The sequence below is a fragment of the Corticimicrobacter populi genome (genome assembly GCF_003123725.1).
In the GTDB taxonomy this organism is placed as follows: Bacteria; Pseudomonadota; Gammaproteobacteria; order Burkholderiales; family Burkholderiaceae_B; genus Corticimicrobacter; species Corticimicrobacter populi.
The window spans coordinates 1,033,336-1,048,183 of record NZ_QETA01000001.1 but is presented as its reverse complement, the minus strand read 5'-3'; the positions used below and the strand labels follow the sequence as shown (position 1 = coordinate 1,048,183).

Here is a 14,848-nt window from a genome sequence, read left to right as displayed (position 1 = left end):
ATTGAGAAAAATGCATTCTAGGTATTCGTATGCGGGGATTCAAATGATAAATTTGCGTGTATATGTGCGTAAATATCACTCCGTAATTTTGTTGAAGGATCGTCGCCATGCGCAGGAAAATACCCAGCACCTCGGCCCTGATGGCGTTCGAGGCTGCCGCGCGCCATCAGAGTTTCACCCGCGCCGCGCAGGAGCTGTCACTGACGCAAAGCGCAATCTGCAGGCAGATCATCGCGCTGGAAGAATCCCTGGGGGTGGCGCTGTTCCGGCGGACCCGGCGTGGCGTCTTGCTGACCGAGGCCGGAGCAGGCTATAGCCGGCGCATCGCGTCCCGCCTGGACGCCATTGCACATGACACGCTGGCCGTCATGGCGCAGCAGGGCGCGGGCTCTACGCTGGAGCTGGCGGTGGTGCCGACGTTTGCGACGCGCTGGCTGCTGCCCAGGCTGGGGGACTTCCAGCATCGCCATCCGGGTGTAACGGTCAATATGCGTACGCAGACCCGACCTTTTCTGTTCGGCCAGACCGAGTTCGATGCCGCCATCTATTGCGGTGACGGTGGCTGGCCCGGCACGCAGGCGCGTTTCCTGATGCCCGAGCAGCCGGTGCCGGTCTGCAGTCCGGCGCTGCCGGGTGCCCGGGCCGGCATGACCCCCGAGGCAATCGCCGGCCTGCCTTTGCTGCAGCAATCGACGCGGCCACACGCCTGGCGTCAATGGTTCGAGGCGATGGAGGTGTCTCAGGCGCATGGCATGCAGGGCATGCGCCTGGAACTGTTCTCGATGCTGGCGCAGGCCGCCAGCCAGGGGCTGGGTGTGGCCCTGATCCCGCCTTTCATGCTGGCGCGCGAACTGGCGGCGGGCGAGTTGATGGTGCTGTGCGACCGTTCCTACGAGAGTGGCCGTGCCTATTACCTGATTGCACCTGAAGAGCGGGCGGGCCAGCCGGCGCTGGCCGTGTTCAGCGATTGGCTGGCGCAACAGGCGCAGCAGGGAGCCGGCTAGCCGGCAACGGCTCGGCGGCGTACCGGATTGCGGCCTGCCACGGCAAAGGTAAAGGCCAGATAGGCTGCCAGCGTGGCGGTGGTGTCGCGTACGTCCAGCATGGGGTTGACTTCGGTAATGGCCATGGCGGCGCAGTGCGGTGCCAGCAGCTCGACCATTTCCAGCGCCTGGTCCGAGCTGATCCCGCCCGGCTCGTGGGCTCCGCAGCCGGGGGCATGGGCCGGATCAATGGCGTCGATGTCGAACGACAGGAACAGGTGGTCGGCACCGGCAACGTGCTCGAGTGCCCGTTGCACGGTGGCTGCGGCACCGAGCCGGATCGCTTCGCGAGCCGAAATGTGTGCCAGGCCATGCTCATGCTTGAAGCGGCCCGACGCCGGGAAATTGAAGTGGCGTTCACACAGCTGGATGCAGTCTGCGTAGTCGACGCGTGCCATTTCGAGCGAGCGGCGCATGCCGCTGGACTGGCTGTAGCGGCCCTGCTTGGCGCTTTCATCCATCAGGTCGAGGTGGGCGTCGAAATGGATGATGCCGATCCGGCCGGGCAGGGCGTCGTGCACGCCGCGCGCAACAGGAAACAGCAGGCTGTCGTCGCCGCCGATGACGATCGGGCTGCGGCCGCGTTGCAGCGAGGCACCGACTGCATCGCTGATGGTGCGGAATGTGGCCTCGGTATCCTTGGGCAGGACCGACAGATCGCCAAGGTCGCGCAGCAGGTCGTTGCCCACGGTATGGATGGTGTCGTCCTCGAGCTGGTAGATCTGGCCGTCCTGGATGCGCATGTTGATCCAGCGGATGGCTTCGCGGACCTTTTGGGGGGCGTAGCGCGAGCCGGGCCAGCCCAGCGTGGATTCACTGTCGAAAGGGGCTCCCAGCAGGTCGCTGCCGCGCAGGGTGGAATCGGTATCGGTATGGCTCATGGCGATGGTTTCCGGAATCGGTAGGTAAAAAAGGAAGGGGCTGGCCGGATCCGGCAGGGCAGCAATCAGTCGTGCATGCCGGATCGCGGTGATGCTCAACCGCGCGGCTGCAGGTAGGCAGCCCAGCGTCGTTCGAGCAGGCGGAACAAGCCGACCAGGCACAGTGTCAGCAGCAGGTAGAGGCCGGCAGCGGTGACATAGGGTTCGAACTGGATGTATTCGTTGAGCGTGATGTTGCGTGCCACGCCGGTGATTTCCATCAGCGTGACGGTGCTGGCCAGCGAGGTGGCGTGGAGCATCATGATGACCTCGTTACCGTACAGGCCGAGTGAACGGGTCAGCATGGCGGGCAGCAGGATGCGCCGGAACTGGGTCCAGGGCGACATGCCGTAGGCGCGCATGGCTTCGATCTCGCCGGCCGGCAGGTGACGCAGGCTGCCGGCGAAAATCTCGGTGGTGTAGGCCGCCGTGTTGAGCACGAAGGCCAGCAGCACGCAGAATAGCGGACTGGAGAGCCAGGGCCAGAAGATGCTTTCGCGGATCAGGTCGAACTGGGCCAGCCCGTAATAGATCAGGAACAACTGGATCAACAGCGGGGTACCTCGGAACAGCGTGGTGTAGAGCAGCACGGCACCATTGGCCAGGCGGTTGTCCGAGTTGCGGACCAGGGCCAGGCCGATGGCCAGCACGAAACCCAGCGACAGCGAGACGACGGTCAGGTAGAGCGTCAGTTCCAGCCCTTGCAGGTAACGCCCGAAGTTGGCCTCGATAATGTCCCAGTTCATGACTTGGCTCCCCGTGCATGCAGGGCATAACGACGGCGCAGGCGGTGCAGCAGCAGCAGTGAAATCACCGTGAGGGCGAGGTAAAAGCCTGCCGCCACAAGATAGAAAGTGAAGGGCTGGCGGGTCGCCTCGGCCGCACCCTTGGCGCGGAACATGACATCCTGCAGGCCGATCAGCGACACCAGCGCGGTGGCCTTGGCCAGCACCAGCCAATTGTTGGTGAAGCCGGGCAGCGCCAGCCGGATCATCTGGGGCAGCACGATGCGCCGGAAGATGTGCAGCCGGCGCATGCCATAGGCATGCGCGGCCTCGATCTGGTCTCGCGGGATATTGATCAGTGCGGTACGGAATGTTTCGGTCATGTAGGCACCGAAGATCAGTCCCTGCGTGACCGTGCCTGCCATGAACGGCCCCAGTTCCAGCATGTAGTCGATGCCGGCCTCTTCCAGCCAGAGGTTGACCAGTGCCGGAAAACTGTAGAACACCAGCAACATCAGGACCAGGTCGGGGATGCCGCGGATCACCGTGGTGTAGCTGCCGGCCAGCAGGCGAGCCGTGCGGCTGCCCGACAGCTTGGCCCAAGCGCACAGCAGGCCGATGGCAATGGACAGCAGCAGGGCGCTGGCGGCCAGCGCCAGCGTGACCCGTCCGGCGGCCAGCACGGTGAGGATGTAGTCGAACGTCATGGCAGCGTCAGCACGGTTCAGTCGGCGCTGAAATATTTGGCGTCGAGCGCGTCGAGCTTGCCGTTGGCGCGCAGACGCGCCAGCCCTTCGTTGATGCTTGCCAGCAGTTCGGTGCTGCGCTTGTTCAGGGCAATGGCGACGCCTTCGCCGAACTCGGGAGCATCCTGTCCGCTCAGGCGCGGACCGACCAGCGCATAGCCTTCACCCTGAGGCGTCTTGAGAAAGCTGTGGATGATCTGGGCTTCGTAGCTCATGTGCAGGTCGGCACGTCCGCCGGTCAGTTCGAGATAGGCGGCGCTGCCGGCGTCATAGCGCTTGATGGTGGCTTCGGGGTGGTACTTGGTGACGTAGGCGTCCATCGGCGTACCGGTCTGCACGGCCACGACCTTGCCCTTGAGGCCGTCGGGGCCGAAATCGTACTCCTCACCCTGACGCCCCACGAAGCGGAACACCGGGTGTGAGTAGATATCGCTGAAGGCCATGATGCGGCGGCGGGCGTCGGTGACGGTGAGCTGCGAGATCAGGGCATCGTACTTGCGGCTGACCAGGCCCGGGATCATGCCGTCCCAGGCGGCATTGATGATATTGCAGTCGAGCTGCATTTCATCGCAGATGGCCTGCATCAGTTCGACGTCATAGCCGACCAGCTTGCCCTGGGCATCGATCGATTCGAACGGCGGGAAGGTGGCATCGGTAGCGATCGTGATCGGGTTCTGCGCGGCTGCGGACGTACCGAACAGCAGGGCGGACAGCGCGAGGCCGGCGAGCAGGTTTTTTTTCATGATGGGTCCTTGAGAGTCGTTGTGCGTGCAAAACGGGATAGAAAGGTCACTTGAGGCGGCCGGACAGGAACTGCTGCAGCCGGGGGCTCTGAGGATTGTCGAACAGATCGGCCGGTGCTCCCTGCTCCTCGATGCGTCCCTGGTGGAGGAACAGCACCTGGCTCGAGAGGTTGCGGGCAAAGCCCATTTCGTGGGTGACCACGATCATGGTGCGGCCCTCCTGGGCCAGCGCCTGCATGACCTTTAGCACTTCGCCGACCAGTTCGGGGTCGAGTGCCGAGGTCGGCTCGTCGAACAGCATGACCTGGGGATCCATGCTGAGTGCACGGGCGATGGCCACGCGCTGCTGTTGGCCGCCGGACAGGTGGCCCGGATAGCGGGCATGGAATTCGGCACCCAGGCCTACCTTTTCGAGGTTGCTGCGGCCACGCGCCAGTGCCTCCTCACGGCTCAATCCGAGGACGTGCATGGGGGTTTCGATCACGTTCTGCAGCACACTCATGTGCGACCACAGGCAGAAATTCTGGAACACCATTGACAGCTGTGCCCTCAGGCGACGCAACTGGGCCGGGTCGGCGGCCTGCAAGGCCCCATGCCGGTCGGCCACGGTGCGCAGTGTTTCGCCGTTGAGTTCGACGGTGCCCTGGCATGGTTTTTCGAGAAAATTGATACACCGCAGCAACGTGCTCTTTCCGGAGCCGCTGGAGCCGATGATGCTGATCACGTCGCCGCGACGGGCCTCCAGGCCAACGCCCTTGAGGACTTCATGATCGCCGTAGCGCTTGTGCAGGTCGGTGACCTTGAGTGTATGCATGGCTAAGCCTTTCAGACCGGGGGAGGCACAATGACCCAAAGCGCGGTGCAGGTCTCGGTGGCGGAAGGATTCTTCCAGGTGTGCGGAATGCTGGGCGGAAAGGTCAGGGTGTCGCCAGGTTGCATGATGTACACCTGGTCGCCCACCGCGACCGACAGCGAACCGGTCTGCACATGGACCATGTCGGAGCGCGCATCCAGTGTGTAAGGCTCGTCGCCGGAGCCGCCACCGGGTTCGATGATGGAAAAGATCGCCAGCATGTGCTCGTTGCCGGCCCCGCCGATCAGGTATTCGCGCATGCGAGAACCCCCCAGGTTGATGGGCGGGCGCTGGTCTGCCGGCACGAATTTGGTGACGGGGGGCTCGAACAACTGGCCAGGACGGACATCGAGCACATCGCAGATCTTGAGCAGGGTCGAGACCGATGCGTTGACCACGTCGCGCTCGAAGCGGCTGATGAAAGACTTGCTGACGCCGACGCGGTCGGCCACTTCCTGGATCGAGAGCCCTTTGGCCAGGCGTGCCTGGCGCAGGCGAGCGCCGACGTCGATCGTGGTATCACCGATCGATGTTGTGTGCGCATGTGTTGCCTGCTGCGCAACTTTCTGGCCAATTTCCATGATGATTTCCATTGCCTTGTGTTGCCTGTGAGTCAATATTTTATGGCTATTTCTGTCGTTCAAGAGGTTGGTGCAAACCCTTAAATTGAATTATTCATTTGTTTTCAAGTGGTTGTTGTTTTTATGGGTTTTGATGAAATTCTCGAGAAAATTATTTGTTGCCTTATAGGTACCTTTTTGCACTATGCAAGTGCATGTTTGGCACCATGATAGTGACGAATGTGTGTACCTCAGGGCAACATGGGTCAAGAGATCCAGGAAAAGGCCGTGGCTGGCACGGGCCGTCGTGTCGCAGCACAGTCCCGGCGCGTTAAAATCGCGATCTTTTGCCGGACACCTTCCTCCTCATGAGCGCTCCCGACACCCATTCGTCCACTCAGCCTACCCATGACCTGGTCTACGGGCTGGATGACAAGCCGCGTCCCTGGATTTCCTTTCTCGCCGCCTTCCAGCACCTGCTGGCGATCATTGTGCCGATCGTGACACCGGGCCTGCTGATCTGCCAGGCACTGGGCGTGTCCGCGCGCGACACCAACCTGATCGTGTCGATGTCCCTGGTGGTATCCGGTATTGCCACCTTTGTGCAATGCCGTCGCTTCGGGCCGTTCGGGGCCGGGTTGCTGATCGTGCAGGGCACCAGCTTCAATTTCGTCGGGCCGCTGATCGCTGGGGGGGCTCTGATGGTCAAGCAGGGCACGCCGGTCGAGGCCGTGATGGCGGCGATCTTCGGCGTGGTGATTGCCGGTTCTTTTATCGAGATGGGCGTGTCGCGCATCCTGCCGTTCGTCAAGCGGCTGATCACGCCGCTGGTCACTGGCATCGTGGTGCTGCTGATCGGTCTGACGCTGATCAAGGTCGGCCTGATCAGTATGGGTGGTGGCTACGGTGCCATGGGCAACGGCACCTTTGCCAATGGCGAGAACCTGCTGCTGTCGTGCTCGGTGCTGGCCATCATCATCCTGCTCAACCGCATTCCGGTGGTCTGGGTGCGCAGCGCGGCGATTGTGATTGCCCTGATCGTCGGTTATCTGGTGGCGGGCTGGCTGGGGCGGCTGGACTTTAGCGGCATGCACGAGGCCGCCGTGTTCCAGGCTCCCGTGCCGCTGCATTTCGGGCTGGGCTTTTCCTGGTCGCTGTTCGTGCCGATGATCGTGATCTATCTGGTGACATCGCTTGAGGCCATCGGTGATGTGACGGCTACCAGCAAGATTTCGCGCCAGCCGGTCGAAGGGCCGGTCTGGATGCAGCGCATCAAGGGCGGCGTGCTGGTCAATGGTGCCAATTCGTTCCTGGCGGGTATTTTCAATACCTTCCCGAGTTCGGTGTTTGCACAGAATAACGGCGTGATTCAGCTGACCGGCATCGCCAGTCGCCATGTGGGCCTGTGGATCGCCGCCATGCTGGTGCTGATGGGGCTTTTCCCCTCGGTGGCCGGCGTGTTGCAGGCCGTGCCCGAGCCCGTGCTGGGGGGAGCCGTGATGGTGATGTTCGGTGCCGTGGCCGCCTCGGGCATCAATATCCTGGCAGGCACCACGCTGGATCGCCGCGCATTGTTGATCATCGCCGTGTCGCTCGGCCTGGGCCTGGGCGTTTCCGAGGTGCCGGACTTCCTGGCGCATGTGCCGGACGGTCTGCGCAACGTGCTGGGTTCAGGGGTGGCGACTGGCGGGATATGCGCCTTGCTGATGAACTGGTTCCTGCCGGAACAGCCTGCGCAGGCTAGGGCATCTGCATAAGTGGTTGCGAGATTTCAGGCCTAGATCTGCTGTCTGTTTGTAGAGTGTGCGCAGAAAGAGCACAGTTTGCATCCTATCCTTCAAGTTGTTTTGTAGTATCAGTATTGATATCATAAAACACATGAAGGATACCGTATGACTGCGGATATCGGAAAAATAATCAGGTTGATGAGAACTCAGCCAACCAATGTGCGCTATGCCGATGCCGTTGCATTATGTACGGTCTTGTTTGGAGCGCCGCGCAGGACTGCGGGTAGTCACGTTATTTTTAAAACGCCCTGGCCGGGAGATCCTCGTATCAATTTGCAGTGGCAGGGAAACAAGGCCAAGTCATATCAAATCAGGCAAATACTCGAAGCGATTGACAGGCTCGATGCCGTTCGGGAGATGACCAAGTGAGCAATGCCAACACCTATACGTATCGTATAACCTGGTCACCAGATGATGGCGAGCATGTTGGACTATGTGCCGAGTTTCCTTCCCTCTCCTGGCTGGACCCAGATCCGGGGTGCGCATTGAATGGCATCATGTCACTGGTGATGGAAGTTGTGGCTGAGATGGAGCAAAACGGAGAGGTTGTTCCCGAGGCGTTTTCTGAAAAGCGCTACAGTGGCAATATTCCTGCCCGGGTCACGCCCATGGTGCATCGCAAACTGGCCATCGAGGCTGCAGAAAAAGGCATCAGCATGAACCGCCTGGTGGCGGCCAAGCTGGCACTGTAGCTTTCTCAGCCCCGATGGATGCGCTCCGCATCCTCGAAGCGGTCGATGCCGCGCAGTGGGCGGTTGCGCCACATCATGCCGCCTGCGATCAGCAGCGTGCAGCAACCGCCCAGCACCGCAGCAGGGACCGCACCGAAAGCGCTGGCCGATGTGCCGGCGCGGAACTCGCCCAGCTCGTTGGATGAGCTGATGAACAGCATGTTGACGGCGTTGACCCGTCCGCGCAGGTGGTCCGGCGTAGAGTATTGGACCAGGGCGCTGCGTACATAGACGCTGATCATGTCGCCCGCACCCGCCACCATCAATGCGACAAACGACAGCCAGAACGATGTCGAGAAGGCGAATACCAGGTTGGCGCAGCCGAACAGGAAAATCGCGGCGAACAGCGTGACGCCGACGCGTCGGTTGAAGGGGCGGGCAGAGAGGTACATGCCCGTGAGGATTTCGCCGACCGCCATGGCGCTGCGCAGCAGACCCAGCCCGGCGGGGCCGACATGCAGGATATCCTGTGCATAGATCGGCAGCAGTGCTATCACACCGCCCAGCAACACGGCAAACAGGTCCAGGCTGATTGCCCCCAGGATCACGGGGTGCGACCAGATGAAGCGAATGCCTTCGTTGAAGCGACGCCACATGCCGGGACGGGCTTCGCCTTCCGGGTATTGTTCGATTTCCTGGGGATGCAGAATCGGCACCTGTCGCAGCAGCACAATGCCGGCAATGAAACAGACCAGGCAGACCAGATAGGCCACCGAGCCGCCAAAGGCATACAAGGCACCGCCGGCCACCGGCCCACCGATGGTGGCTGCCTTCATCAGCATGCTGTTGGTGGCCAGACTCTGTGCCAGCCGCTCGCGTGGCACGATCTGAGGCAGCAGGCTTTGCAGCGCAGGTCCCATGAAGGCGCGGGCACAGCCGAACAGTACCAGCGCCGCATAGATACCGCCGGACGGATGGGCATTGCTGTAGGACAGCCAGGCCAGCCAGCCGCTGCAGATGGCGGAAAGCACCCAACTGGCCGCCAGAATGGTCTTGCGGTTGAAGCGGTCGATCAGATCGCCTGCCGGGGCCAGCAGGAACAGCATGGGGACGAATTGCGCCAAGCCGGCATAGGCCAGCGACATCGGATCACGCGTGATGTCGTAGACCTGCCAGGCCACGACCACGGCCTGTATCTGCATGGCGAATACGGCAGCAAGCCGGGCGACCAGGAAAGCGGCAAAGCCCGGCACTCGGTAGATGGGGATGCTCAAGGCAACTCGCAGGGTAGGAAACCGAAGCGCAACACGATAGCGGCAATGGGCAGCGCTTTCAAGATCGAATCTATTTTTCCTATTGATATAGAGTTGTGCTGGCACAATATCTGTAATGATTTAATTTCCAAATGGAAATTATTATTCTAGAATTTAGGCATATTTAATTGTTTTGAATTTCCGTATGGAAACCAAAGGTGCGATATGGTATCAATAGCCTCAATCGATGAGCCCGATCCCCTGGAAAATGCGCTGTCGCATCTGCAGTGTATCCTCGTGGCGCGGCGTGCGCGCTACACCTCTGAGGCTGTGAATTGGGCTCAATACGACATTCTCGAACTGTTGCGTCTGCAGGGAGCCATGACACCCTCTCTGCTTGGGGCACGACTGGGCGTGGCACGCACCGGTATTTCCAAGTCGCTGCGTGTGCTCAAGGATCTGGGGCTGGTCGCACAGGCGCAAGGCGAGGATGACCGTCGTGAACAGCTGACGCTGCTGGCTCCACGCGGTCGTGATTTCCTGATGAGGGCGGCCATGGGCCGGCATGACGCTGCGCTGCGCGTCATGGCAGCGCTGTCGCCTGGTGAGCAGGCGATCTTCACTGAACTGTGTGAAAAAGTCAGTGCTGCATTGCAGATCAGTGGACAGGCAGACGAACGGGAACCGGCATGAACCTGCGTGCCGGCGCTTATCGGGATATCGAGATCGTGGGGGCTCGCAGCAATAATCTGCGCGACGTCAGCCTGAAGATTCCTAAGCATTGCATTACCGTATTCACTGGTGTGTCAGGCTCGGGCAAGTCCTCGCTGGTCTTTGATACCATCGCTGCCGAGTCGCAGCGTCTGCTCAACGAGCATCACAGCGCCTTTGTCCGGCATCGCCTGCCGCATTACGGGCAACCACAGGCCGATGCCCTGCGCAACCTGCCGGCTTCCATCATCGTGGATCAGAAGCCGCTGGGCGGCAATGCCCGTTCGACAGTGGGCACAGCCACCGATATTTCGCCATTGCTGCGGCTGTTGTTTGCCCGTGCGGGCCAGCCTTTCGTGGGCTATGCCAATGTGTTTTCCTTTAACCATCCACAGGGGATGTGTCCGGCCTGCCAGGGACTGGGCGTGGTGGATCGACTCGACCTGGAGAGACTGATCGACCGCAGCCTGTCGCTGAACCAGGGGGCCATCCGGTTTCCGACCTTTGCGCCCGGTACGTATCGATGGAAGCGCTATGTCTGCGCGGGGCTCTTCGATTGCGACAAGCCACTGGCGGATTTCAGTCCCGAGCATTGGAACATACTGCTGCATGCCGACGACCTGCCGGTACCCACACCTTTGCCTGAGTGGCCTGCAACGGCCCGCTTCCAGGGAATCGTGCCGCGTTTCAGGCGGGCCTATCTCGACCATGAACCCAGCCGCCTGACCCAGGCAGAACGCGAGGGCCTTGCACAGGTGATTACTCGCCAGCCCTGTTCTGATTGTGGTGGTGCACGGCTCAATCCGACCATCCTGTCCTGTCGGATCGCCGGCAAGTCCATCGCGGGTTGTGCGGCCATGGATATAGCCGATCTGTTGTCATTCATGCGCAGTCTGCAGATTGCGCCGGTGGCGACTGTGGTTGCGGCCATCATCGAACGTCTGTCGCAGATGGTGGCCATCGGCCTGGACTATCTCAGTCTGGGGCGCGATACCACCAGCCTGTCCGGCGGCGAGTCGCAGCGTGTCAAGATGGTACGCCATCTGGGCAGCAGTCTTTCCGATATTGCCTATATCTTCGACGAACCCAGCGTGGGCCTGCATCCCAGGGATGTTCACCAGCTCAATGCATTGCTGCGCGGCTTGCGTGACAACGGCAATACCGTGCTGGTGGTCGAGCACGATCCTGATGTGATCGCGGTTGCCGATCATGTGGTGGACATGGGGCCGGGCGCTGGCACGGAAGGTGGCGACGTGGTCTATCAGGGCGACTGCGCCGGGCTGCGCCAGGCCGATACCTTGACGGGTCGTTGCCTGCGTCGACCTGTCCCCGCCAGTCGCATACCTCGCGGGGCAACGCGCTGGTTGCCACTGAACCATCTTTCCCTGCACAGTCTGCATGATGTCAGTGTTGCCATTCCCGCAGGCGTGCTGACTGTGGTGGCCGGTGTGGCGGGATCGGGTAAAAGTACCCTGGTGAATCGCCTGCTGCCACGCCATTACCCTGAGGCCATCCTGATCGACCAGCATGGGCTCGGCGGTACGCGGCGAGCTTCGGTCGCCAGCTACATCGGTGTACTCGATGTCATCCGTGCTGGTTTTTCCAGGGCCTGTGGGCAGCCAGCCAGTCTCTTCAGCAGCAACGCCCAGGGGGCTTGCCCGGATTGCAAGGGCTTGGGCCTTGTCCAGACCGACCTGGCATTCATGGACAGCGTGGAAACGCCTTGCGAAGCCTGCGATGGTACGGGTTTCAATCCGGCGGCGCGCGCTGCCACCTGGCTGGGGTGCAACATTGCCGAGGTGCTGTCATTCTCTGTGGCCCGGGCCTTGCAGCACTTCGCCGCACAGCAGGCCGGTGCGGTGGGCGTGGACATCTGCACGCTGCTGAGGCGTTTGCTCACGACAGGGCTGGGGTATCCCATGCTCGGGCAACGCCTGAGCACTTTATCCGGTGGCGAGCGCCAGCGGCTCAAGCTGGCTTCCCGGCTGGCCGAAGCGGGAACGCTGTATGTATTCGATGAACCCACCTCTGGCCTGCATATGGCTGATGTCGAGCGGCTACTGGATATTTTCGATACGCTGACAACTCAGGGCAGCACGGTCGTGGTGGTCGAGCACAACCTCGATGTCATGGCTCACGCCGACTGGCTGATCGAAATGGGACCGGGGGCTGGCCGGCAAGGTGGACAGGTCATTTTCGAAGGCACGCCGCAGATGATGGTCGAGGCACCGCGATCAGTCACGAGGCCTTTCCTGCGGCGTCATATGGATGGCTGGAAGCCTGCATCCTGAGGCCTCAGAAGTTGTATTTGAAGTTCAGCGAGACTTCGCTCTGCCGGTATCCGTAGTAGAGCAGGTTGCTGCGGTTGATGACACGCTTGAATCGGATTTCCGGATAAAAACCGCCGATCGTCCAACGCGGCGCACCGACTGCGGCAATCAGCATTTTCTGGGTATCGTGGCGCGGCGAGTCCGACAGGAAAGTCGTCGCATCGTAGCGGCTGTCCCGGTAGATGGCCATCGCGTTGACGTAGATACCGCTTTCGAACAGCTTGAAGGCACTGATCCGCACGGCCTGTTCACGGCTGCTGGAGGCATCCCAGTCGTATTTGCGACGGGTCCAGTCCATGCCGGCATAGACCGACGCCAGCGGTGAGAAATTGTGGCTGATGCCAAAGCCGCCGGAGGCCAGGGTGTAATCGGCAAAATACTGTTTTTCGGTATCCGAATAATGATAGCGCTTGGTGCTGCCCTGGGTATGCAGGGACCAGCGTGGGCCGAGATCGCGCGTCAGGCTCAGGTCCAGCCCCGGCGCGGTGTAGTTGGTATGACCATCCCGATAGTAGTGTTCGAAAGTGGGGGACAGGGTGAACTCGGTGGCTGCATTCTTGAAGTTGTAGCCAGCCTGCAGCAAGGTCGTATTGTCGCTGTTGTCCTGCAGATAGATGTTCTGGTGGTCCTTGCTGTCGTATTGGGCACCGTAGGCCAGGGCGCGCAGCAGCAGGTTGTGGTGTCCCGCGAGCGGCACGCTGCGTTGCAGCGTGGCCTGATAGCCGGTGAAGAAAGAACCGATGGGCTTGGGCAGCGCTTCGGTCACGAAGCAGATGTCCAGTATGCCGGCAATGCACTGCTCGGCACCGTTGCCCTGGTTGATATTGTTGTTGTAGCCACGCCCGATACTGAATGAACCGTGCCAGCGGCTGCGTTGTGCGATGGCGTCGAGATTGCCGCGGATGACCTGCCGGGTCGCGTCCGGGATATTACCTTGCTCGGCCAGGTCGAATTGGCGGATGGCCTCCCGGTTCTGGTAGTCCTCGGCGTAGGCGCGCGCCAGTTCTAGCTGGATGCGGACGTCACCGGGTGCGGCCTGTTCGGCAGCTTCCAGCCTGTCCAGCGCCGTGCCGATATCGCCTCGCGCTCGCGCCACCAGGCCCTCGGCCAGCAGCACCAGCGCGGGCTGGTGACCGGCCAGCAGCCGGTATTTGGAGAGAAACTCCTCGACCTTGTGCCATTGCTGGAAATTGATGGCGTAGTAGATCCCCAGCGCCAGTTCATCCGCGCTTTCTCCCACGCGGTATTCCTGCCCCTCGATGACGATGCGCCGTCCTTCAACTGATGGCGTATCCGGCAGCCAGCCGCCGCGTTGTTCACGCTCCATGCGCTGGCGGGTGGCATCCAGCAGGAAACGGGTATCGTCATCGTTGGCCTGGACTGCAGGCGGCAGCGCCAGCAACAGGAAGCAGGTCAGCAGGAGCGGGTGCAGCGGAAGTTTCATGATCTGCCATCGGGTAGGGCGAACGGGAATAGTGCGAATCGGTGATGGAGCCGGAGCGGGCGGAATCAGCGACTGATGCCGCCCGGCATGCAGGACGGGTTGCGTGTCCTGCATGCGGTCTGGCTTCAGCCTGGATTACTGCTTGCGGCCGCCGAAGGCAATGTCGTCACGAGTGTCAGTGGTGCCTCGCGTCGTGTAACCGGCCAGGGCTGCGGCACCTGCGCCGTAGAATTGGCCCTTGATCTCATTGCCCTTGGCGAAGGTGCCATTGGTGTTGTTGATCACAGTACCTGCAAAATTGATCTGGTCTGAACCGCGGACCAAACTCCCACTGAGGCTAGGGTTCGCAGATCCGAACGCTGCCGTCAGTACGCCGGTGTAGAAATCATTTTGTCCGGGTGTGTGCTGGTTGACGCCAAGTACGTTGTAGTTGGCGGTCGCCAGCCCGGTGGTATTGCCGGTCGGGTTTTCACCGACGTACCACACGGTATGGTCCGCGCTGTTCAGGTTCAGGTTGGTATCGGACCCGGTGCTGGGATTGCCGGCGCGTGGCGCCCACTCACCGAAATAGACCGAGGTGCCGGCCGGCAGGTTGGGGACCTTGGCGATCACCAGGCCGCCGAATTTGGGCGCGGCCGGGATGGCCGGATCGGCGATTTGCCGCACGCTGTAGATCTGCGTGTCGTAGGCGCGTTTTTCGTACCAGACCTGGCCCAGCGTCGGATTGGTGAAAAGACCGATGACCGGGTTGACGTCTTTCAGCGTCAGGTATTTCGGATTCAGCGCGCCATTGACGTTCTGGGTGGGACTGCTGTTGATCGGCGTATTGCTGTATTTCTGGTTGATGTGCTTGATGGGGCCGTCCTCCAGATTGATGACGATGGAAGACCCATTGATGGACAGGCCCGGCTTGTCGGCACCGAACGGCAGTAGGGTGGAGGCCTTGGGGTCGATCTTGGATGTATTCGTAGAGCCGCCGATCACGGCGGCATGCGCCGATACGACCGAAGCCATCAAAGCCACTGCGAGAATGCGCTTGGACATGCTGTTCTCCTTGTGAGG

15 protein-coding genes are annotated in these 14,848 nt (G+C 61.3%); 6 read left to right on the top strand and 9 right to left on the bottom strand.

Annotation, left to right across the window (positions count from 1 at the left end; translation table 11 throughout):
* The first annotated feature begins 107 nt into the window (after positions 1-107).
* Positions 108-1,004: a LysR family transcriptional regulator gene (locus DD235_RS05020; RefSeq protein ID WP_109060891.1), complete on the top strand. Its 897-nt coding sequence runs from the start codon at positions 108-110 to the stop codon at positions 1,002-1,004.
* Here the strand turns inward: DD235_RS05020 and DD235_RS05015 are convergent.
* From DD235_RS05015 to DD235_RS04990, 6 genes are read right to left on the bottom strand one after another with little or no spacing between them, the layout of a single operon-like run.
* Positions 1,001-2,023, bottom strand: a complete 1,023-nt coding sequence (locus DD235_RS05015) for an arginase family protein (protein ID WP_204524189.1) — start codon at positions 2,021-2,023, stop codon at positions 1,001-1,003. The two genes, DD235_RS05020 and DD235_RS05015, sit on opposite strands and share 4 nt — an antisense overlap.
* Positions 2,020-2,709, bottom strand: a complete 690-nt coding sequence (locus DD235_RS05010) for an ABC transporter permease (protein ID WP_109060890.1) — start codon at positions 2,707-2,709, stop codon at positions 2,020-2,022. The genes DD235_RS05015 and DD235_RS05010 overlap by 4 nt, the downstream gene beginning before the upstream one ends.
* Entirely contained in the window at positions 2,706-3,395 is a 690-nt protein-coding gene (locus DD235_RS05005) for an ABC transporter permease (protein ID WP_109060889.1), read from the bottom strand. Before DD235_RS05005 ends, DD235_RS05010 begins: the two co-directional genes overlap by 4 nt.
* A gap of 17 nt (positions 3,396-3,412) precedes the next feature.
* Positions 3,413-4,177 carry a transporter substrate-binding domain-containing protein gene (locus tag DD235_RS05000; RefSeq protein WP_109060888.1) on the bottom strand — a complete coding sequence of 255 codons (765 nt, stop codon included), beginning with the start codon at positions 4,175-4,177 and terminating at the stop codon, positions 3,413-3,415.
* 46 nt (positions 4,178-4,223) lie between these two features.
* Positions 4,224-4,991, bottom strand: coding sequence for an ABC transporter ATP-binding protein (locus DD235_RS04995; protein WP_109060887.1), 768 nt, complete (start codon positions 4,989-4,991; stop codon positions 4,224-4,226).
* A gap of 11 nt (positions 4,992-5,002) precedes the next feature.
* Positions 5,003-5,611 carry a helix-turn-helix domain-containing protein gene (locus DD235_RS04990; RefSeq protein ID WP_109061031.1) on the bottom strand — a complete coding sequence of 203 codons (609 nt, stop codon included), beginning with the start codon at positions 5,609-5,611 and terminating at the stop codon, positions 5,003-5,005.
* Positions 5,612-5,958: 347 nt separating this feature from the next.
* On the opposite strand from DD235_RS04990, the gene DD235_RS04985 reads away from it, so the two are divergent.
* From DD235_RS04985 to DD235_RS04975, 3 genes are all read left to right on the top strand, one after another.
* Positions 5,959-7,347: a uracil-xanthine permease family protein gene (locus DD235_RS04985; protein ID WP_109060886.1), complete on the top strand. Its 1,389-nt coding sequence runs from the start codon at positions 5,959-5,961 to the stop codon at positions 7,345-7,347.
* A 135-nt stretch (positions 7,348-7,482) separates the two neighbouring features.
* Positions 7,483-7,746 (top strand): toxin HicA, encoded by a 264-nt coding sequence (locus DD235_RS04980; protein WP_109060885.1) that lies wholly within the window; start codon positions 7,483-7,485, stop codon positions 7,744-7,746.
* A complete protein-coding gene (locus tag DD235_RS04975; protein WP_109060884.1) occupies positions 7,743-8,069 on the top strand; it encodes a type II toxin-antitoxin system HicB family antitoxin in 327 nt (108 codons plus the stop codon). The genes DD235_RS04980 and DD235_RS04975 overlap by 4 nt, the downstream gene beginning before the upstream one ends.
* Before the next feature lie 5 nt (positions 8,070-8,074).
* Here the strand turns inward: DD235_RS04975 and DD235_RS04970 are convergent, their stop codons facing one another.
* Positions 8,075-9,322: an MFS transporter gene (locus DD235_RS04970; protein WP_109060883.1), complete on the bottom strand. Its 1,248-nt coding sequence runs from the start codon at positions 9,320-9,322 to the stop codon at positions 8,075-8,077.
* Positions 9,323-9,526: 204 nt separating this feature from the next.
* Here DD235_RS04970 and DD235_RS04965 point away from each other — a divergent pair, with 204 nt between their 5' ends.
* Positions 9,527-9,994 carry a MarR family winged helix-turn-helix transcriptional regulator gene (locus tag DD235_RS04965; protein ID WP_109060882.1) on the top strand — a complete coding sequence of 156 codons (468 nt, stop codon included), beginning with the start codon at positions 9,527-9,529 and terminating at the stop codon, positions 9,992-9,994.
* A complete protein-coding gene (locus tag DD235_RS04960) occupies positions 9,991-12,303 on the top strand; it encodes an ATP-binding cassette domain-containing protein (protein WP_109060881.1) in 2,313 nt (770 codons plus the stop codon). The genes DD235_RS04965 and DD235_RS04960 overlap by 4 nt, the downstream gene beginning before the upstream one ends.
* A 4-nt stretch (positions 12,304-12,307) precedes the next feature.
* Here the strand turns inward: DD235_RS04960 and DD235_RS04955 are convergent, their stop codons facing one another.
* Positions 12,308-13,786 carry a surface lipoprotein assembly modifier gene (locus DD235_RS04955; RefSeq protein ID WP_162300406.1) on the bottom strand — a complete coding sequence of 493 codons (1,479 nt, stop codon included), beginning with the start codon at positions 13,784-13,786 and terminating at the stop codon, positions 12,308-12,310.
* A 135-nt stretch (positions 13,787-13,921) separates the two neighbouring features.
* On the bottom strand, positions 13,922-14,830 hold the full coding sequence (locus tag DD235_RS04950; protein ID WP_109060879.1) for a Slam-dependent surface lipoprotein: 909 nt from the start codon (positions 14,828-14,830) through the stop codon (positions 13,922-13,924).
* Positions 14,831-14,848 lie beyond the last annotated feature (18 nt).

Excerpts from the sequence above, each read along its gene's own strand:
- DD235_RS05020 (WP_109060891.1), top strand. The coding sequence starts at position 108 with ATGCGCAGGAAAATACCCAGCACCTCGGCCCTGATGGCGTTCGAGGCT.
- DD235_RS05010 (WP_109060890.1), bottom strand. The coding sequence starts at position 2,709 with ATGAACTGGGACATTATCGAGGCCAACTTCGGGCGTTACCTGCAAGGG.
- DD235_RS05005 (WP_109060889.1), bottom strand. The coding sequence starts at position 3,395 with ATGACGTTCGACTACATCCTCACCGTGCTGGCCGCCGGACGGGTCACG.
- DD235_RS05000 (WP_109060888.1), bottom strand. The coding sequence starts at position 4,177 with ATGAAAAAAAACCTGCTCGCCGGCCTCGCGCTGTCCGCCCTGCTGTTC.
- DD235_RS04995 (WP_109060887.1), bottom strand. The coding sequence starts at position 4,991 with ATGCATACACTCAAGGTCACCGACCTGCACAAGCGCTACGGCGATCAT.
- DD235_RS04990 (WP_109061031.1), bottom strand. The coding sequence starts at position 5,611 with ATGGAAATTGGCCAGAAAGTTGCGCAGCAGGCAACACATGCGCACACA.
- DD235_RS04985 (WP_109060886.1), top strand. The coding sequence starts at position 5,959 with ATGAGCGCTCCCGACACCCATTCGTCCACTCAGCCTACCCATGACCTG.
- DD235_RS04980 (WP_109060885.1), top strand. The coding sequence starts at position 7,483 with ATGACTGCGGATATCGGAAAAATAATCAGGTTGATGAGAACTCAGCCA.
- DD235_RS04965 (WP_109060882.1), top strand. The coding sequence starts at position 9,527 with ATGGTATCAATAGCCTCAATCGATGAGCCCGATCCCCTGGAAAATGCG.
- DD235_RS04960 (WP_109060881.1), top strand. The coding sequence starts at position 9,991 with ATGAACCTGCGTGCCGGCGCTTATCGGGATATCGAGATCGTGGGGGCT.
- DD235_RS04955 (WP_162300406.1), bottom strand. The coding sequence starts at position 13,786 with ATGAAACTTCCGCTGCACCCGCTCCTGCTGACCTGCTTCCTGTTGCTG.
- DD235_RS04950 (WP_109060879.1), bottom strand. The coding sequence starts at position 14,830 with ATGTCCAAGCGCATTCTCGCAGTGGCTTTGATGGCTTCGGTCGTATCG.